Origin of the sequence: Rhizobium sp. MHM7A (assembly GCF_005862215.1) — a bacterium.
GTDB classification, from domain to species: Bacteria; Pseudomonadota; Alphaproteobacteria; order Rhizobiales; family Rhizobiaceae; genus Rhizobium; species Rhizobium bangladeshense.
In genome coordinates this window covers 280,982-300,164 of sequence record NZ_VCHT01000005.1, presented here as the reverse complement: position 1 = coordinate 300,164, position 19,183 = coordinate 280,982, and the positions used below count along the sequence as shown (strand labels likewise).

Annotated in this window: 13 protein-coding genes; 3 read left to right on the top strand and 10 right to left on the bottom strand. The window is 61.0% G+C overall.

Going from position 1 to position 19,183, the window contains the following annotated elements; translation table 11 throughout:
- Positions 1 to 8 precede the first annotated feature (8 nt).
- From FFR93_RS19685 to recF, 3 genes are read right to left on the bottom strand one after another with little or no spacing between them, the layout of a single operon-like run.
- Positions 9 to 482 (bottom strand): GNAT family N-acetyltransferase, encoded by a 474-nt coding sequence (locus tag FFR93_RS19685; protein WP_064707564.1) that lies wholly within the window; start codon positions 480 to 482, stop codon positions 9 to 11.
- On the bottom strand, positions 479 to 1,297 hold the full coding sequence (locus FFR93_RS19680; protein ID WP_138394437.1) for a molybdopterin-synthase adenylyltransferase MoeB: 819 nt from the start codon (positions 1,295 to 1,297) through the stop codon (positions 479 to 481). Before FFR93_RS19680 ends, FFR93_RS19685 begins: the two co-directional genes overlap by 4 nt.
- Positions 1,294 to 2,418 carry a DNA replication/repair protein RecF gene (gene recF, locus FFR93_RS19675; protein WP_138394436.1) on the bottom strand — a complete coding sequence of 375 codons (1,125 nt, stop codon included), beginning with the start codon at positions 2,416 to 2,418 and terminating at the stop codon, positions 1,294 to 1,296. The genes FFR93_RS19680 and recF overlap by 4 nt, the downstream gene beginning before the upstream one ends.
- A gap of 358 nt (positions 2,419 to 2,776) precedes the next feature.
- On the opposite strand from recF, the gene FFR93_RS19670 reads away from it, so the two are divergent.
- On the top strand, positions 2,777 to 3,142 hold the full coding sequence (locus tag FFR93_RS19670) for a helix-turn-helix transcriptional regulator (RefSeq protein WP_064707567.1): 366 nt from the start codon (positions 2,777 to 2,779) through the stop codon (positions 3,140 to 3,142).
- Between the two features lie 261 nt (positions 3,143 to 3,403).
- On the opposite strand, the gene FFR93_RS19665 is transcribed toward FFR93_RS19670, so the two are convergent.
- From FFR93_RS19665 to FFR93_RS19640, 6 genes are all read right to left on the bottom strand, one after another.
- The gene (locus tag FFR93_RS19665) at positions 3,404 to 3,604 is read right to left on the bottom strand and encodes a hypothetical protein (protein WP_064693332.1); all 201 of its coding nucleotides are present in this window, start codon (positions 3,602 to 3,604) and stop codon (positions 3,404 to 3,406) included.
- A gap of 337 nt (positions 3,605 to 3,941) precedes the next feature.
- Positions 3,942 to 5,069 carry a molecular chaperone DnaJ gene (dnaJ, locus tag FFR93_RS19660; RefSeq protein ID WP_064707568.1) on the bottom strand — a complete coding sequence of 376 codons (1,128 nt, stop codon included), beginning with the start codon at positions 5,067 to 5,069 and terminating at the stop codon, positions 3,942 to 3,944.
- 85 nt (positions 5,070 to 5,154) lie between these two features.
- Positions 5,155 to 7,071: a molecular chaperone DnaK gene (gene dnaK / locus FFR93_RS19655; protein WP_064707569.1), complete on the bottom strand. Its 1,917-nt coding sequence runs from the start codon at positions 7,069 to 7,071 to the stop codon at positions 5,155 to 5,157.
- Positions 7,072 to 7,353: 282 nt separating this feature from the next.
- The gene (locus FFR93_RS19650) at positions 7,354 to 9,681 is read right to left on the bottom strand and encodes a transglycosylase domain-containing protein (protein WP_138394435.1); all 2,328 of its coding nucleotides are present in this window, start codon (positions 9,679 to 9,681) and stop codon (positions 7,354 to 7,356) included.
- A gap of 536 nt (positions 9,682 to 10,217) precedes the next feature.
- Positions 10,218 to 10,910: an SH3 domain-containing protein gene (locus FFR93_RS19645; RefSeq protein WP_138394434.1), complete on the bottom strand. Its 693-nt coding sequence runs from the start codon at positions 10,908 to 10,910 to the stop codon at positions 10,218 to 10,220.
- Positions 10,911 to 11,305: 395 nt separating this feature from the next.
- Positions 11,306 to 12,694, bottom strand: coding sequence for a M20/M25/M40 family metallo-hydrolase (locus FFR93_RS19640; RefSeq protein WP_138394433.1), 1,389 nt, complete (start codon positions 12,692 to 12,694; stop codon positions 11,306 to 11,308).
- 210 nt (positions 12,695 to 12,904) lie between these two features.
- On the opposite strand from FFR93_RS19640, the gene FFR93_RS19635 reads away from it, so the two are divergent.
- Positions 12,905 to 15,292: an EAL domain-containing protein gene (locus FFR93_RS19635; RefSeq protein WP_138394432.1), complete on the top strand. Its 2,388-nt coding sequence runs from the start codon at positions 12,905 to 12,907 to the stop codon at positions 15,290 to 15,292.
- Positions 15,293 to 15,298: 6 nt separating this feature from the next.
- On the opposite strand, the gene FFR93_RS19630 is transcribed toward FFR93_RS19635, so the two are convergent.
- On the bottom strand, positions 15,299 to 15,715 hold the full coding sequence (locus FFR93_RS19630; RefSeq protein WP_138394431.1) for a MarR family transcriptional regulator: 417 nt from the start codon (positions 15,713 to 15,715) through the stop codon (positions 15,299 to 15,301).
- Between the two features lie 411 nt (positions 15,716 to 16,126).
- On the opposite strand from FFR93_RS19630, the gene polA reads away from it, so the two are divergent.
- Positions 16,127 to 19,126 carry a DNA polymerase I gene (gene polA, locus FFR93_RS19620; RefSeq protein ID WP_138394430.1) on the top strand — a complete coding sequence of 1,000 codons (3,000 nt, stop codon included), beginning with the start codon at positions 16,127 to 16,129 and terminating at the stop codon, positions 19,124 to 19,126.
- Positions 19,127 to 19,183 lie beyond the last annotated feature (57 nt).

Sequence of the window (19,183 nt, the reverse complement as noted above, 5' to 3'; positions counted from 1 at the left end):
GATCAGCGTCAGCGAGCAAGGCTCTTCCGCATCTCGATGAAGGTCGTTCTGGTAAAGCCAGGATGCGCCTTCTCCGCGGTTCTCGAAAATCCCCAGGCTGCAAAGACGGCGTGATTGTCGACAAGTTCGATGCGCGTCTCCAGCCGCAAGGCGGCAAGGCCGAGCTCTGCAGCCGTCTCCTCGGCGATCTCAAGCAAACGCCGCCCAAGGCCCTTGCCTTGCGCTTGCGGGAGAACGGCGAGTTTGCCGACATAGAGACAATCGGCCTCCGGCCGCAGGAACAGGCAGCCGGTCAATTTGCCATTGTCGATGGCGACATGGCCGATCTCCGCCTCGGCCTTTGCTGCCAGCGCCGCCGCCGTCAGCCTGAGCGCCGAAGATGGCGGATCGATCCTGCCGTTCATCGGGGCGAAGGCCGTGAGGATGAGGGCGAGCAGCTCGTCCCAGCGCGTGAAGCTCCTATCAAGGCGGGTAATCGTCATCCAGCCTGCCTGGCGCGGCGGCGCTTATAGCGTACGGTTTCGAACCGGGCCGAGAGCGCGTCGTAAAGCAGCAGCCGCCCGATCAGCGGCTCGCCGGCGCCGGTGACCAGCTTGATCGCCTCCATAGCCATCATCGTGCCGATGACGCCTGTGAGCGCGCCGATGATGCCGGCCTCGGCGCAAGTAGGTATCAGACCTGCCGGAGGCGCCTCGGGAAACAAGTCGCGATAGCCGGGGTTGGGCGCTCCGTCCTCGGCCGTCTCATAAGGCTTTAGGACCGTCAGCGAACCGTCGAAACGACCGACGGCGCCGGTGACGAGCGGGATGCGTGCTTCCTCCGCCGCATCGGCGGCGGCGTAACGCGTATCGAAATTATCGGAGCCGTCGATCAGGAGATCGAAGCCGGACAAGTGACGGCGCGCGGTCTCCGGAGAAAAGCGTTCCTCGAAGCGGATGAGCCGCACATGCGGGTTAAGCCTGGCAATGGCCAAGGCGGCGCTTTCGGTCTTCAATTCGCCGATGGTGCCGGAATCATGGATCACCTGCCGCTGCAGATTGGAGAGAGACACCCGGTCGTCGTCGACGATGCCAAGCGTGCCGACACCGGCTGCGGCGAGGTAGTGCAGGATCGGCGCTCCGAGCCCACCGGCGCCGATTACCAGCACGCGGGCGGCTTTGAGCTTCTGCTGACCTGCGCCGCCGATTTCGGGGAGTAGGATGTGACGGTGGTATCGGGCGATTTCATCAGGGCTGAGAGGTTCCATGACGGCGATGGTAGCATGGCTGCCGACATCGGGAAAAGCGGCCTCCCTCATCCGACCACCCTTCCGTCCGCAACCGTAAAGAACTGCGCCCTGTCGCCGAGGGCCGAGAACATTACCCGATCTGTTCCGGTCATGAAGGCCTGACCGCCCAGACCGTCGATGAGGTCGAACAGCGCGGCGCGCCTGTTCTCGTCGAGATGAGCGGCGATCTCGTCGAGCAGCAGGATGGGGGCATGACCGGTGAGATTGCCGACCAGCCGCGCATGGGCAAGCACCAGGCCGACAAGCAGCGCTTTCTGCTCGCCGGTAGAGCAGCGCTCCGCTTCCATCGCCTTCTCGCGGTGGTGAACGATGAGATCGGCCCGGTGCGGCCCATCCAGCGTACGCCCCGCACCGGCATCGCGGTAACGGCTCTCGGCGAGCATCGCCGCGTAGTCGTCCTCAAGGTCGACCGATGGGCGCGAGAACTGGCCATCCATGAAGCCTGAGAGCTGCAGCGCGGCCGAAGGGAAAGGCGAGCTCTCCAGTGTTTCCTCGATCAGCCGGGTCAGCAGGCCAAGCATCTCCTGGCGAGCAAGCGCCATGGCGATGCCGAGGCTGGCCATCTGTTCTTCGATACCTGTGAGCCAGGAAGGGTCGAAGCGGCCTTCATCCAGCAATTTGTTGCGACTGCGCATGGCGCGTTCGAAATCGCTGGCGCGGCGGCCATGAGCGGGATCGAGCGACAGCACCAGCCGGTCGAGGAAGCGCCGGCGGTCGGAGGAGGCGCCGGTGAAGAGCCCGTCCATCGCCGGTGTCAGCCAGAGAAGGCGCAGGTGATCCGTCAATTCGTCGGCGGTTTTTGCCGGGGTGCCGTTGATGCGCAGCCGGCGGGCTGTGGTCTCCTCGCCTGTTTCGACGCCGGTTCCGATCTCGACTTCGCCCTCCATGCCGTCAAGCGTCGCGAAGATCGAAAAGCCGCCGGCGGCGCCGACGCGGGTGATGTCGCCATAGGCCGCTCGGCGCAGGCCGCGGCCGGGCGAAAGCAGCGAGACCGCTTCCATGAGATTGGTCTTGCCGGCGCCATTGTCTCCCGTCAGCACGGCATGCCGACCGTCGAGGCTAAGGCTCGCGGCCGCATAGTTGCGGAAGTCTGTCAGCTTCAGACGCGAAAGAGAAACCTTATGCGGCATTGCGTATCCGGGTTCGTGAAGCGTGACAGCTAAGCCGAAGCGTCGCAGATGGCAAGCTTGTGCGCTTGACAGGAAGCACCGAAACGCGGCCGATTCCGGTACTTTTCGGTACAGCCTTTTCAAGAACCTAAAAAATACAACCGCACCATAGGCGCCCGATTTGCGCGCCCTTCCCGGCGACAACCATCGTTACGACTCCCGGATCGCCTGAAAAACAGGGTTTCTGCGACATTCTCCCGCGGCTGCTGACGTAACGTAAAGTCCAGAAAAAGCCGGTTGAATTTTGCAACTCGACGGTTGCGTTATCTCGCGAAAACGATATGGTGAACAAAAGGTTCATGTATAAGAGAGTGGTGAAGTGCCAGATCCGGTCGATATCATTGTTGGTCGCAACATCAGACAGCTTCGCGCCATTCGCCGTGTTTCCCAGCTCGAACTCGGTGAAGCACTCGGACTGACTTTCCAGCAGATCCAGAAATATGAAAAGGGAACGAACCGCGTTTCCGCCAGCAAGCTGCATCAGATCGCGGTATTTCTCGGTGTCGAGATCTCCGCCCTCTTCGAGGGGACCGGCATATCGGAATTCGGCGGCCGTATCGAACTCAGCCCTGATGCCTATGCCCTTGCGCTGAGCTACGACAAGCTGAACTCGGCCGCAGGCAAGGCAGCGGTCAAGACCATCCTGACTCTCATGAGTGGCGAAGCGGTCGAAAGCGCTGCCTGACTCCGCCGGTGCGTTAGCTTGCCTCTGCGAAGGCAAAACGTGTTCAGCTATGAGGACGTCCAAACCTTACCGGGCTGCCTATCCACAAGGGTGAAATCAGCATTCACGGCACGTCCTAACTCCATGCTTTTCGAAAAAAGCTTCCGGTTCCGGGTGATGCGGCAGAGCATGTCGCGCAAAGGTGCGCAGCGATTTGCGATACCTGCAGGCCGAAAGCAAAGAGTTGGCGCTGCAAGCGAATCTCAAAGATCGCGACTCGCTTTAGTGGATCTCGCATCCATGCAACGCCGTCAGCAGATCGTCCTGCGTCTGGTGGCCGGCATGGTAGAGGTCGATCGCCATGCTGGCGATGGAAAGGCCCTGTTGGCTGCGAAGCTTGATATTGCGTTCGGCACACCATGTATAGATGGCGCCGGCGAGAACGTCGACATCTTCGGACTGAGAGGAAAAGGCTGGCGCCATGATGAATACTCTTGCTTCGGTGATCCCCGTTAGAGCGCCTGCGTCCATTGGTATGCGCTGGAACACTCTATCGCTCTAAAACTGCGCATCACCTTTCTGATACCGGTTTCGATCTTCGGGGTTATGCACTGACGGCAGAGATTGGAATTATTTTAAAAACTTGCAAGCGGCATTATCGGGCTGCGTTAACGGAAGTCCCCCTGCCGATCGAGCATCGTGCCGGTCTGGAACAGATCTCTCGGCATGAACGGCCGATGTCTCAAATCAGGATATGCGGGGCAAAAAAAGCCGGAGACGTTTCCGCCCCGGCTTTCGCGATCGCGTAACAACTGGCAGCTCAGCCTTCGAAGAATTCCTTCATCCGGGCAAAGAAGCCCGTCGACTCAGGATTGTTCTCCTTCGAGGAAATCTGCTCGAATTCCTGCAGCAGCTCGCGCTGGCGCTTGGTGAGCTTCTGCGGTGTCTCGATCTGGATCTGGATATAGAGGTCGCCCGTCTGTGCCGAACGCAGCACCGGCATGCCCTTGCCCTTCAGGCGGAACTGTTTGCCCGCCTGCGTGCCCTCCGGCACGGTCACCCGCGATTTGGTGCCGTCGAGCGTCGCCACGTCGAAGGTCCCGCCGAGAGCCGCCGTCGTCATCGAGATCGGCACGGCGCAATAGAGATCGGCTCCGTCGCGCTGGTAGAACTCATGCGGCTTCACCGACAGGAAGATATAAAGATCGCCGGCCGGTCCGCCGCGAGCACCGGCTTCGCCTTCGCCCTGCAGGCGGATGCGCGTGCCGTCCTCGATGCCGGCAGGGATATTGACCGAGAGCGAACGCTCTTCCGTCACCCGGCCCTGGCCATGGCACTTTTGACATGGATCGGGAATGATCTGGCCGCGCCCGTGGCAGGTCGGGCAGGTCCGCTCGATCGAGAAGAAGCCCTGCGCGGCGCGCACGCGGCCCGTGCCCTGACAGGTGCCGCAGTTCTTCGGCTGCGTACCGGGCTTGGCGCCTGAACCGGAACAGACGTCGCAGGTGATGGAAGTTGGAACGCGGATCTGCGCCGTCTTGCCCGAGAAGGCCTCTTCCAGCGTTATTTCCATGTTGTAGCGAAGATCGGCACCGCGCTCGCGGCCTCCAGCAGAGCGCTGGCGCGCCCGCCCGCCGCCCATCATCTCGCCGAAAATATCCTCGAAAATGTCGGAGAAGCCGCCGCCGGCAAAGCCGCCGCCACCGCCACCCATGCCGCCATGCTCAAAGGCTGCATGGCCATAACGATCATAGGCCGCCCGCTTCTGCGGGTCCTTGAGCATTTCGTAGGCTTCGTTGATTTCCTTGAACTTCCGTTCGGCTTCCTTGTCATCCGGGTTCTTGTCCGGATGATATTTCATCGCCAGCTTGCGGAAGGCGCTCTTCAGCTCTTTCTCGTCCGCCGATTTGGCTACACCCAGAGTTTCGTAAAAGTCCGCTTTTGCCATTAAGGATTAAACCCCGGAAATGGATTTCCGGCTGCCATGGTGAGCAGCCGGATCAGGTGTTGAAGCATTACCACGCCGCCGCGGATTACGCGGACTTCTTGCGGTCGTCGTCCTTGATTTCCTCGTAGTCGGCGTCAACGACATTGTCGCCGCCTTCTGCGGAGGTATCGGCAGCAGCGCCGCCTTCGGCCTGCTGTGCTTCATAAATTGCCTGGCCGAGCTTCATGGAAACTTCCATGAGCGTCTGGGTCTTGGCCTTGATGTCTTCCGCATCGGCTTCGGTTGCCTCGGTCGAGGACTTCAGCGCGGCGATCGCATCCGAGATCGCGGTACGGTCGGCTTCGGAGACCTTGTCGCCGTAATCCTTCAGCGACTTTTCCGTGGAGTGGATCAGGCTTTCGGCCTGGTTCTTGGCTTCCACGGTCTCGCGGCGCTTCTTGTCTTCGGCAGCATGGGATTCGGCATCCTTCACCATCTTTTCGATGTCGGCGTCGGAGAGGCCGCCGGAAGCCTGGATGCGGATCTGCTGTTCCTTGCCGGTGCCCTTGTCTTTGGCCGAAACCTGCACAATGCCGTTGGCGTCGATGTCGAAGGTCACTTCGATCTGCGGCACGCCGCGCGGCGATGGCGGCAGGCCGACGAGGTCGAACTGACCGAGCAGCTTGTTGTCGGCAGCCATTTCGCGCTCGCCCTGAGAAACGCGAATGGTGACGGCCTGCTGGTTGTCTTCTGCGGTCGAGAAGACCTGGCTCTTCTTCGTCGGGATCGTCGTGTTGCGTTCGATCAGGCGGGTGAAGACACCGCCGAGGGTTTCGATGCCGAGCGACAATGGAGTCACGTCGAGCAGCAGGACGTCCTTGACGTCGCCCTGCAGAACGCCGGCCTGGATTGCAGCGCCGAGCGCAACCACTTCATCCGGGTTGACGCCCTTGTGCGGCTCCTTGCCGAACAGCTGCTTGACGACTTCCTGCACCTTCGGCATGCGGCTCATGCCGCCGACCAGAACGACTTCGTCGATTTCGGCAGCGGTGACGCCGGCGTCCTTGAGGGCTGCCTTGCAGGGTGCGATCGTGCGCTGGACGAGGTCGTCGACCAGGCTTTCGAGCTTTGCGCGGGTCAGCTTCAGCGTCAGATGCTTCGGACCGGACGCGTCAGCCGTGATGAACGGCAGGTTGATTTCGGTCTGCTGCGAGGACGACAGTTCGATCTTGGCCTTTTCCGCAGCCTCCTTGAGGCGCTGCAGGGCAAGCTTGTCATTCTTCAGGTCGATGCCGTTGTCCTTCTTGAATTCGGCAACGAGATATTCGACCAGACGCATGTCGAAGTCTTCACCGCCGAGGAAGGTATCGCCGTTGGTGGACTTCACTTCGAAGACGCCGTCGCCGATTTCGAGGATCGAAATATCGAAGGTGCCACCGCCAAGGTCGTAGACGGCGATCGTCTTGCCTTCCTTCTTGTCGAGGCCGTAGGCGAGAGCGGCAGCGGTCGGCTCGTTGATGATACGCAGGACTTCGAGGCCGGCGATCTTGCCGGCATCCTTGGTTGCCTGGCGCTGCGCGTCGTTGAAGTATGCGGGAACGGTGATGACGGCCTTCTCGACCTTTTCGCCGAGATAGGATTCAGCGGTTTCCTTCATCTTCTGGAGGATCATCGCGGAAATCTGTGCGGGCGAGTAGCCCTTGCCATTGGCTTCGACCCAGGCGTCGCCATTGTCGCCCTTGACGATGCTGAAGGGAACGAGATGCTTGTCTTTCTCGACGGTCGGGTCTTCGTAGCGGCGGCCGATCAGGCGCTTCACTGCAAAGAGGGTGTTCGTCGGGTTGGTGACCGCCTGGCGCTTGGCCGGCTGACCGACGAGGCGTTCGCCGTCATCGGAAAAGGCCACCATGGAAGGGGTCGTGCGCGCACCTTCCGCATTCTCGATGACCTTCGCGTCCTTGCCGTCCATGACCGCGACGCAGGAATTCGTCGTTCCAAGGTCGATACCAATTACTTTTGCCATGTCATTCTCTCCTTGAAGCAAGCTGTCGGAACCCCCAGAAGGCATTTCCCTGACAGCCCCTTACGGGATGGGCCTACTTAAGATTACGCAATCGTGATTGCGGTGATGCGGCGTATATAAGGAGCGGTTTTCTGGACTGCAAGGCGGGAAATAGCCCGGAATCCAGCAAAACGAATGTGTTGCCCTCAATTTTCGCAGGGGCCGGGAAAGAGGTCGCTCCATCTCCGGAAAGCGTGAGATTTCTAGGATATATGGCTTGCGCCGGGCATGCAGCAAGGAATTTCACTGACCCATGATCAGATCGAGCAGGGTCGTGCGCCGCGGCTGCACCGAAGAGGTCGTCTGCGGCCCGCCGATATCACCGGGCGGCACCATGCCTTCGTAGCCTGGACCGCCGCCTTCGGCAACGTCTGCAGGAGGAACTGGAGCGGTTCCTTGGCTTGTCCGCTGTTGCCGGACAGGCGCCTGCGGATAACGTTCGGTATTCTCGCCGCCGCCGAAGACGCCGGAAATGATGCCGCCGATCGTTGTCGGTGGCGGCACTTCGGCCGTGACCGGCTGCCCGCCGTCGGGCGCTGCCTCAGCCATCGGCTGCCCATTGGTAGGATTGTCAATCAGCTGGCCGTTGCCGAACAGCGGCGCCGGCGAAAGACCCTTGTGGGCGGCGATCATGAATTCCTTCCAGGCCTTGGCCGGAAGACCGCCGCCGGTCACCTTCTTCATCGGCTTGCCGTCGTCATTGCCGAACCAGACGCCTGTTGTAAGGTTGCTGGTGAAGCCGACGAAGAGCGCGTCGCGTGAATTCTGCGTCGTGCCGGTCTTTCCCGCCGCCTGCCAGCCAGGAATCTTGGCGCTCTTGCCGGTGCCGTTTTCGATGACGCCCATCATCATCGTGTCCATCTGGGCGGCGATCTCTTCGGAGAGCACACGCGGCGGACTGTCATAGGTATTTTCGTAGAGGACCTTGCCCTCGGCGGTGGTTACCCGGCGGATGACGTGCGGCGTGGCCTTGTAGCCGCCGTTCATGAAGGCGGCATAGGAGGCGGTGAGTTCCATCAGCGACACTTCGGATGTGCCGAGCGCAATCGAGGCGTTCGGCTGCAGTTCGCTTTCGATGCCGAGCCGGTGGGCGAGCTTGATCACCTGATCCGGCCCGTCATACATCACCAGCTGCGCGGCTACCGTGTTCAGCGATTTGGCGAGCGCGGTCGCAAGCGTCACTTCGCCATTGTATTTCTTCTCGTAGTTCTCCGGCGTCCAGTCGCCGATGCGGATCGGCGCGTCGTTCAACACCGAAAAAGGCGTCAGCCCTTTTTCCAGCGCCGCGGCATAGACGAAGGGCTTGAACGAAGATCCCGGCTGGCGCTTGGCCTTGACGGCACGGTTGAACTGGCTCGTCGCATAGTCTCTGCCGCCGACGAGTGCTCGGATTGCTCCGGTGCCGTCGATCGAGACGAGGGCCGCCTGCGAGGCATCGAGCTTGCCGCCTTCCTTGTCGAGCACGTCGACCAGCGATTGTTCTGCCTTCTTCTCCAGGGATTTGTCGATAGTCGTATCGACAACGACGTCTTCCTTGATGTCGCCGATCAGTCCGGGCAATTGATCCATCACCATGTCGGCGACATAGTGCCCGGCGCCCGACCAGTAGCTTTTGGCCGAAGCCGGGGTCTGCGACATCGCTGTTTTGACCTCGGAATCGGTGATGAAACCCTGCTCGCGCATGGCCGCGAGCACGAGCTGAGCGCGCGCATTCGCCGCTTCCGCATCACGGGCCGGCGAAAGCCGCGACGGCGCCTTGAGCAGGCCTGCCAATACCGCTGCCTCGCCGAGGTTCACATCGCGCGCCGATTTGTTGAAGTAGCGTCTCGACGCCGCCTCGACACCATAGGCGTTCGATCCGAAGAACACCCGATTGAGATACATCGCAAGGATCTGGTCCTTGGTATAATTCTGCTCCAGCCAAAGCGCGAGCAGCACTTCCTGCACCTTGCGTTCCAGCGTTCTCTCGGGAGAGAGGAAGAGATTCTTGGCAAGCTGCTGCGTCAGCGTCGAGCCGCCCTGCACCATATGGCCGGCCGCGAAATTGGTGACGATCGCCCGCCCGAGGCCAAGCGGATCGACGCCGAAATGGGAATAAAAACGCCGATCTTCGATAGCGATGACGGCTTCGGGAATATAGGGCGACATGTTTTCGAGCGACAGCGCCTCGCCGCCCGTGGCGCCACGATTGGCGATGACGCTGCCATCGACGGCAGTGATCTTGACGTTCGGCGGCCGCTCGGGGATCGCCCACGTGCTGGCGCTCGGCATGCGCGAGCCGTAATAGACGACAAGCCCGGCAACGCCGATGCCGGCCCAGATGAAAAGTACGACGCACCAGTAGACCACGCCGCGGAGGAAGCCGAAAAAACCGCCGCCATCACGCTCCCGCGGCTCGCGCCGCCGCTGGCGGGCGACGCGTCGCGGCGGGGACTTTGAGCCGCCGCGCCGCCCGGATCTGCTTGTGATGACGCGGTCATCCGCGTCGAGAGAAAATTCATCATCGTCGCGTGCCGGACGGCCGCTGAAGGACGGTTCGATTCTGTCGCCTGATCTGCCTCTGCCTGCCATCGCGGACCGGTCGCATCCTCTGTTCGATCGCGAAGCCCACTTCGCATAACGGCGCCCATTTACAGCGCCGCGTGTCTTTGTAGACGCGCAAAGGACGCTGTAGCACTTTGAAGTGCTGCATAATTTTGTCCTTAAATTGATTTCGGTTTAAGGAACTATGCAGTGGGCGACGCGATCATCCGGCTGAACTGTAATTGCGGCGATTTAACGGGATGTTAAAGGCGACGGCGACGGGGACACGCTATCGAGGCACAGGATCGTGATCAGAGAGCCGGGACGCTTTGCGCAGTCAAAGGGCGTTTCCGATTCAACGATTTATGCGGCGAGCGGAACCAATAGGCGCGAGGAGTGTTTATCGGGAAGCGGGACACCCCCCTCACGTCCCGCGCTTGATCGGCCGTCTCCCCTCAACGCGAGCCGATCGACATCAGGCCCGGTGCATCCCTCAAGGAGCGCCGGGCTTTTTTCTTCGCTCGGCTTTGGCATTGCGGCCACCGTGTGCAAAGAGGGCGGCATCACTGCCGCCCTCGATATTTTCAGTCGCAGGCAGGGTCGCCTGGGCGGCAGACGAAAGGCGAGGCCCTGGGGTCGGGACGATTGTAGGTGTCAGCCTTTCCGCCTCTGAACTGCGGCAGGTCACGGAAATTCGTGTCGGTAGCCCGACGCTCCGGCCGCCGTACTTCCTCTCTTCGAACGTCGTCGCGCCGATCCCGATCGCGTTCCCGGTACTCGCGACGTCCGTAATCCCGATCACGGTAATCCCGATCGCGGTAATCCCGATCGAGATAGTCCCGATCGCGATAGTAGCGGTCCCGGTAATAATAGTCAGGGCCTCGGCTCCAGCGGTCACGCTCGCGGTAGAAATCGCGGTTGCGATAGTAACGGTCCCAGTAATTGCCGACACTGAAGGTGACCATCGGAATGCCCAGCGGACGGTAATATCGCGGACCAACATAGACGCGGCGTTGCTGATAGACTGCCTGCACGTACTGGCCCGAGACCCAGCCGCGGCCGCCGTAGAATTCGACGTCGCACCAGTTGACGTTGGAAAGGCATCCACGGATTTCGACGGGCGAACCGGCGGGTATGACGGCGACGGCGGGATACCGTGTGCTCGGACCCGCACGCATGTTGACGTTTGCCGTCGAGTAACCCTCGGCGGCTTGCGCTATTGCCGGAGCCAGCACAAGCAGCGCGGCTGCGGCTATTTTGACGATGAGGTTTTTCACGCTTCTCACTCCTGGTTGGCGTGTTTTCACGCAGCGCTCGGCTGCGTTTCCTTGGCATATGCCATCTGGAACAAAAGATAGAGCGATCGCCGGCATTTGTTAGGGCGTCACCATTCGCTTGTCTTTCAACATCTTATAGGCCGAACGTGATGAACGCAGCTTGAACGGGGGGAGATTTGTGCGCCACATTCGGGTACGCTCTCATGGCACATTGAAAGGGCCACATCAGAGGACCGTTAAACGTCCATTAACCTTTGGGCGGCAATCTGACGGCAATACCTGCTTGCTCCTTGACCACGGATGAACTGGCACCGAGCCGAGCGGATGACGAAAGGCCGGGCGACCGGCCTTTTTGTTTGGATTTCGACGGGCGCGCGGCAAGGTCGCATCGCCCCTCAGCCGGCGAGGCCCTGAAGGATTCGTACCCAGGAGCGGATGCCCTTATGGTAGGAAACGAGCTCGTATTTCTCATTTGGCGAATGGATGCGGTCGTCGCTGAGACCAAAGCCGACGAGCAGCGATTCCATGCCGAGCATCTTCTGGAAATCGCCAACGATCGGGATGGATCCGCCCATGCCGATAACGATGGCAGGCTTCGGCCATTCATCGGAAAGTGCGGTCTTCGCCCTTGTCAGAAGTGGCGAGTCATAGGAGAGGTGAATCGCCGGCGAGCCGCCATGCGGATGGAATTCGACCGAGCAGTCCGCCGGAATTTTTGACCTGATATAACTGCGGAACGTCTCGCGGATAGCAGTCGGATCCTGGGTGCCGACGAGCCGGAAGGAAACCTTTGCCGAGGCCTTGGCGGCGATGACGGTCTTGAAGCCTTCGCCGGTATATCCGCCCCAGATGCCGTTGATTTCAGCCGTCGGCCGCGCCCAGGTAAGTTCCAGCACTGACCGGCCCTTTTCGCCGGAAGGAATGGAAAGGCCGACTTCGCCGAGGAAGCTCTCGGCGGTCTTGCCGAGCGTCTCCCATGACGCCTTGATGTTGTCGGGCGTTTCCTCGACGCCGTCATAAAAACCGTCGAGCGTGATACGGCCTGTCTCGTCACGCAGGCCGGCAAGCGCCTCGACGAGAATATGGATCGGATTTGCGGCAGCACCGCCGAAGAGACCGGAATGCAGGTCTCGGTCGGCGGCCGTCACGACAACCTCCTCGCCGACGAGGCCGCGGAGCGCGGCGGCAATCGCCGGCGTATCGCGGTCCCACATACCGGTATCGCAGACAAGCGCATAATCGGCCTTCAGCTCGGCGGCGTTGGCTTCGAGAAAGGGCTTCAGGGACGGTGAGCCCGATTCTTCCTCACCCTCGAAGAGAATGGTGATGCGGCAGGGAAGCCCACCATTGATCTCCTTATAGGCGCGGCAGGCTTCGACGAAGGTCATCAGCTGGCCCTTGTCGTCGGAGGTGCCGCGACCGGTCAGGATCTTGCGGCCATCGCCAATATCCTTGATCGATGGCTCGAAGGGGTCGTTTTCCCAGAGTTCGATCGGGTCGACCGGCTGCACGTCGTAATGGCCGTAGAAAAGAACATGCGGCGCGTCGGCGGAAGACCCTTCATGGTGCGCGACGACCATGGGATGGCCGGGCGTGTCACGCACCGACGCTTCGAAGCCGAGCCCCATGAGATAGGCGACAAGCCATTCGGCGGCCTTCCGGCATTCGGCCTTGTAGACGGGATCGGTTGAAATCGACTGAATGCGCAAAAGCTCGAACAACTTTTCGAGGCTCGAGGAGAGGTTCTGATCCGCGCGCGCAAGCACCTGTTGTAGATCCGTCATTTTCGACTCCTTTTTGAAATTTGGCCGGACGATAGACCAAACGAGGAAGGCAGGCGAGGCGGAAAAGCAAATGGGTGACGCGAAAGCGGTCATGTCCAGATCGGCGTGCAAGAAGATTACCGGATAATATAGAAGAACATGCTAATTCAATTTACAGTTATTTAGTACAACCAAAGTAGTCTGACTGAATTCAGCTGTTCGGGGGAGCGGATGTTTTCGGTCATTACATGTATTCGGGATGATCACGATTGGCGGCTGGTGCTTGCCTCCGCCGCGGTTTGCCTGATCGGCGCGATGGCAGCGATGCTGCCGCTTTCGCGCGCTCAAGAATGCGATGCCGGGCGGCGCAAGCTCTGGATAGCCGCCTCGGCTTTCGCCTTCGGCACCGGCGTATGGGCAACGCACTTCATCGCGATGCTGGCCTATGACGGCGGCATGCCGATCAGCTACCAACTGGGGCTGACGGCGCTTTCCTTCCTCCTGTCGGTTGCTGGTTCGTGGGCCGCGATCGTCGTCGCTTCGGAGGGGCGCGGCAGGTTTTCGCGCATCCGCGGCGGCGTCCTGATGGCGGTCGTCATCGCCTCGATGCACCTGACCGGCATGCAGGCGATCGAGACACAGGCGATAATCCTTTACGATCCCTACATGACGCTGACTGCGGTTCTCGCGGGAGCGCTGCTGTCGAGCGCGGCCTTTCACGCCTTCTTTCGGTTAAAGGGCCCGAGGCGGCTGCTCACCTCGTCGGTCAGCTTCGTCTTGGCAATCTGCGCTCTCCACTTCATTTCGATGGCAAGCATCACGCTCGTGCCCGATCCCGGCAAAGAAGTTCCGGCAACGGTGCTCGATACCAGCCTGCTGGCGGCGATCGTCGTCATCGCGGCAACGGCTCTCATTCTGACCGCTATCGCGGTGGTCTTTATCGAAAGCCACCTGACGGATCTGAGAGGGCTCGCCAATGCCTCGCAGGAAGGATTGCTGATCCTGCGCGAAGGCAGGATCGTCGATGCCAATGAACGATTCCAGGCTTTATCCGGCTGGAAGCTTGCCGATCTTGTCGGCAAGGCGCCGTCCGCTGCTTTGACCGTCATACAGGGACAGAACGGGCCGGGCGAGAGGTTGCTCATCACCAGCAGCGGCAAGCAGATTGCCGTCGAGGTGAATACGAGCCGGATCGTCTATCGCGGGCACAATTGCGACGTACTGGCAGTGCGCGATCTGACGGAGCGCAGGCAGGCCGAGGAGATGATAGAACATCTCGCCCACCACGATGTTCTCACCGATCTTCCGAACCGGTCGTTGTTCGACACGCGCATCCGCCAGGCGCTGCAGATGGCCGAACGAAAGAACAGCAAGGTGGCGCTCTTCTATATCGATCTCGATCGGTTCAAGACCGTCAACGATATTTTCGGCCACGCCGAGGGCGACCGGATTCTCTGCAAGGTAGCCTCGATCCTCCGTCGCGTGGCCGATGAAAGCGATACGATCGCCCGTCTCGGCGGCGATGAGTTTGCCATCATCCAGCCCGCCGGCCAGCAACCGGCCGCCGCGCAGAAGCTCGCCGCCGCGATCCTGGACGAATTCGCCGCCGAAATGGATATGGCACGCGACCCGACCGCCGTGGGCGTCAGCCTCGGCATCGCCCTTTATCCGGCCGACGGACGTGAGGCAGACGAGATCTGCAACAACGCCGATATCGCGCTCTATCGGGTCAAGCACGGCGGCCGCGGCAAGGCCTGTTTCTTCGATGCGGAAATGGACGAAGCCACGCGAGCCCGCCGCCAGATCGAAAGCGAACTGCGCCACGCCGTTACCCGCAACCAGATCCATGTCAGCTATCAGCCGATTTACGATGCGCAGAGCGGCGAGGTCAGCGGCTACGAAGCCTTGATGCGCTGGAACCGGCCGGGGCACGGCATCAGCGAGCCGGATGTCTTCATTCCGATCGCCGAGGAAAGCGGATCGATCGTCCAGCTCGGCGAATGGGTATTGCGTGAGGCCTGTACAGAGGCCGCACGGTGGCCGCATCCGTTGAAAATCGCCGTCAATGTCTCGCCGGTGCAGTTCATGCTGCCAAACCTTTGCGAGCGGATCGAGGCAATCCTCAATGAAACGGGGCTCGAGCCCGAGCGGCTGGAAATCGAAATCACGGAGGCCGCTCTCATCCGCGACCGCGATCGGGTGATGGCGACGCTGCAGCGCCTGCGCAGTCTAGGTGTTCACATAGTCATGGACGACTTCGGCACCGGATTTTCTTCGCTTTCCAACCTGCGGACCTTCCCTTTCGACAAGATCAAGGTCGATCGCAGCTTCACCGGCATGCTGGAACACGACGCGGCGGCGCGTTCAATCGTGCGCGCAATCATCGGCCTCGGTCACAGTCTCGGCATGCCTGTCGTGACGGAGGGTGTCGAAACCGAGACGCAGCGCCAGATCGTCCTGGAAGAAGGCTGCGCCCAGGTGCAGGGTTTTTTACTCGGCAAGCCGGATATCGAGCCGAGCATCAAGCTCGCTGCCCGCAAAAGCCTCCTATCCTCGACGGCCGATGCTGGCGCGCTGCCGATACCGTGGAGGCGACCGACGCGCCTTGCCTGTGAGTAATCTCGGTCAGAGCGCCTTGGCGTTTTCCAGCAGCCGGCGGATATATTCCAGCGTCAGCTCGCGCTCGAAGCCGCGAAAGCCTTTGAACAGCGCCAAGTCCGCCTCACGCGCCGTCTCGATCGCCTGTGCCTCCATGGCACGGGCCATCGGCGTGAGGAAGATCAGCTGCGCCCGCTTGTCGGAGGGATGCGGCCGGCGTTCAATCAGCCCGTCGCGAACCATGCGCGAAAGCGTATTGGCCATGGTCGCCTGCTCGATATCGACTCGATCGAGAAGCTGTTTCTGGGTCAGCCCGTCCTCGGCCCAGAGCTCCAGCAGGATGGGAAACTGACCGGGAGAGAAACCAAGCCCGACTGCCCGCTGCTGAAGCGAGCGGGCAAAACCCTTCGCCAGCTGGCTGGCAAGGTAAGCTCCCGAATCCATGCGGTTAAATCCCATGATTGCAAGTTAGGCTCAAAACTGTGCCGGAGACAATGCAGCAAATCGCATAGGACGCTCCAAAAATGTTAGCCGCGATCAGTGCTTCGCAGGCCCGGAAAACAAAAGTCGCCATGACCTGGAGGTTGGCCATGGCGACTTTAAAATGGGGACAAAGGCCCGGAGAGGGGGATAAGGCCTTTGTCCAAGCCTGATGCGGCGGGGGACAAGCCGGTTATCAGACCCGCGACGCGATCAATAGCGTCGGTAACATAGATTTGTAGCTACGAATGTGGTTTTTCAAGGGTCACGGTACGTTACAAATCGGTAACAGTTCGGTGAGCAGAAATCCTTTCCGCTCCTGGCGCATCGAACTTTATATGGACCTCGTTCAGTGCCCGCGCTATCCATGCACGCATGAAAAAAGGCGATCACCTCTTCCTAGTCGATGGTTCCGGCTTCATCTTTCGGGCGTTTCACGCATTGCCGCCGCTGACGCGCAAGTCCGACGGCCTGCCCGTGGGCGCCGTTTCCGGTTTCTGCAACATGCTGTGGAAACTTTTGAGGGATGCGCGCAATACCGATGTCGGGGTGACGCCGACCCATCTTGCAGTCATCTTCGATTATTCCGCCAAGACCTTTCGCAAGGATCTCTACGACGCCTACAAGGCGAACCGCTCGGCGCCACCAGAAGAGCTCATCCCGCAATTCGGCCTCATAAGAGAGGCGACGCGTGCCTTCAACCTGCCCTGCATCGAGACCGAGGGGTTCGAGGCCGATGACATCATCGCCACCTACGCCCGTCAGGCCGAGGCCGCGGGCGCCGATGTCACCATCGTCTCCTCCGACAAGGATCTGATGCAGCTCGTCACACCGAATGTCCACATGTATGACAGCATGAAGGACAAGCAGATCGGTATCCCCGACGTCATCGAGAAATGGGGCGTGCCGCCGGAAAAGATGATCGACCTGCAGGCGATGACCGGCGATTCCGTCGACAATGTCCCCGGCATTCCCGGCATCGGCCCGAAAACGGCTGCCCAGCTCCTCGAGGAATATGGCGATCTCGACACGCTGCTCGACCGCGCCACCGAGATCAAGCAGGTCAAGCGCCGTGAGACGATCCTTGCCAATATCGAAATGGCGCGGCTTTCGCGCGAACTCGTGCGGCTGCGCACCGACGTGCCGCTCGATCTCGATCTCGACGCGCTGGTGCTGGAACCGCAGAACGGCCCGAAGCTGATCGGCTTCCTCAAGACGATGGAATTCACGACGCTGACGCGACGCGTCGCCGAAGTCTGCGACTGCGATGCGAGCGCCATCGAACCGGCTGTCGTCCCTATCGAATGGGGCGACGCAGCCCGTGGTCCCGATCTCGACGCGGTCGAGCCGGAACCCGTTGCCGGCGGCATCCCAGAGGTTTCGGGCGAATCGGTGCCCGTGCCGCCGCGCGCAAAGGCGAAGGCCGGCGTCGAAGGTGCTTTTTCGCCCGCCGATCTTGCCAAGGCGCGTGCCGAGGCCTTTGCGACGCTGCCGTTCGATCATGCGAACTATGAGACGATCCGCGATCTGGCGACGCTGGACCGATGGATCGCCGATGCGCGCGACACCGGCCTGATGGCCTTCGATACCGAAACCACGTCGCTGGATGCGATGCAGGCCGAACTTGTCGGTTTTGCAATGGCGATCGCCGACAATGTCACCGACCCCACAGGCACGAAGATTCGCGCCGCCTATTTGCCGCTCGCCCACAAGAACGGCGTCGGCGATCTGCTCGGCGGTGGCCTGGCCGAAAACCAGATCCCCATGGATGATGCCTTGCCGCGGCTGAAGGCATTGCTGGAGGACGAATCGGTACTCAAGGTCGCCCAGAACCTGAAATACGACTACCTCCTGATGAAGCGCTACGGCATCGAGACGAAGAGTTTCGACGACACGATGCTGATCTCCTATGTGCTCGACGCCGGCACCGGCGCCCACGGCATGGACCCGCTCTCGGAAAAGTTCCTCGGCCATACGCCCATCCCCTACAAGGACGTGGCGGGCAGCGGCAAGGCGAACGTCACCTTCGACCTCGTCGATATCGACCGCGCCACCCATTATGCTGCCGAAGACGCTGACGTGACGCTGCGCCTCTGGCTGGTCCTGAAGCCGCGGCTGGCGGCGGCGGGGCTGACCAGCGTTTACGAGCGGCTGGAGCGGCCGCTGTTGCCGGTGCTGGCGCGTATGGAAGCGCGTGGGATCACCGTCGACCGGCAGATCCTGTCGCGCCTGTCTGGCGAACTGGCCCAGGGTGCGGCGCGCTTGGAAGACGAGATCTACCAGCTCGCCGGCGAGCGTTTCAATATCGGTTCGCCGAAGCAGCTCGGCGACATCCTGTTCGGCAAGATGGGCCTTGCCGGCGGCAGCAAGACGAAGACGGGACAATGGTCGACCTCCGCCTCGGTGCTCGAGGACCTTGCCGCTGCCGGTTTCGAGCTGCCGCGCAAGATCGTCGACTGGCGCCAGCTGACCAAGCTGAAATCCACCTATACAGACGCGCTTCCCGGCTATGTCCATCCGGAAACCAGGCGGGTCCATACTTCCTATTCGCTGGCTTCGACGACCACGGGGCGCCTGTCCTCGTCCGAACCGAACCTGCAGAACATTCCGGTGCGCACCGCTGAAGGCCGCAAGATCCGCACCGCCTTCATCTCGACGCCGGGTCGCAAACTGATCTCCGCGGACTACAGCCAGATCGAACTGCGCGTGCTTGCCCATGTGGCCGAGATCCCGCAGCTGACCAAGGCCTTCGCGGATGGTGTCGACATCCATGCCATGACGGCCTCGGAAATGTTCGGCGTGCCGGTTGAAGGCATGCCGGGCGAGGTGCGCCGCCGCGCAAAGGCGATCAACTTCGGCATCATCTACGGCATCTCGGCCTTCGGTCTCGCCAACCAGCTCTCGATCGAGCGGTCGGAAGCCGGTGACTACATCAAGAAATATTTCGAACGTTTCCCCGGCATCCGCGACTATATGGAAAGCCGCAAGGCGATGGCGCGCGACAAGGGTTATGTCGAAACGATCTTCGGCCGGCGAATCAACTATCCCGAAATCCGCTCGTCCAATCCCTCCGTGCGCGCCTTCAACGAGCGTGCGGCGATCAACGCGCCGATCCAGGGCTCGGCGGCCGACGTCATCCGCCGGGCGATGATCAAGATGGAGCCGGCATTGGCCGAAGCCGGCCTTGCCGAGCGCGTTCGCATGCTGCTGCAGGTGCACGACGAACTCATCTTCGAAGTCGAAGACGAGGATGTCGAAAAGGCGATGCCGATCATCGTCTCGGTCATGGAAAACGCCACTATGCCAGCGCTCGAAATGCGCGTGCCGCTAAAGGTCGATGCCCGCGCCGCCAGCAATTGGGACGAGGCGCACTAATCGCCTCGACAAAAAAAGCGAAGATTTTTCCACTTTACACAAATCGTTGAAATGGCA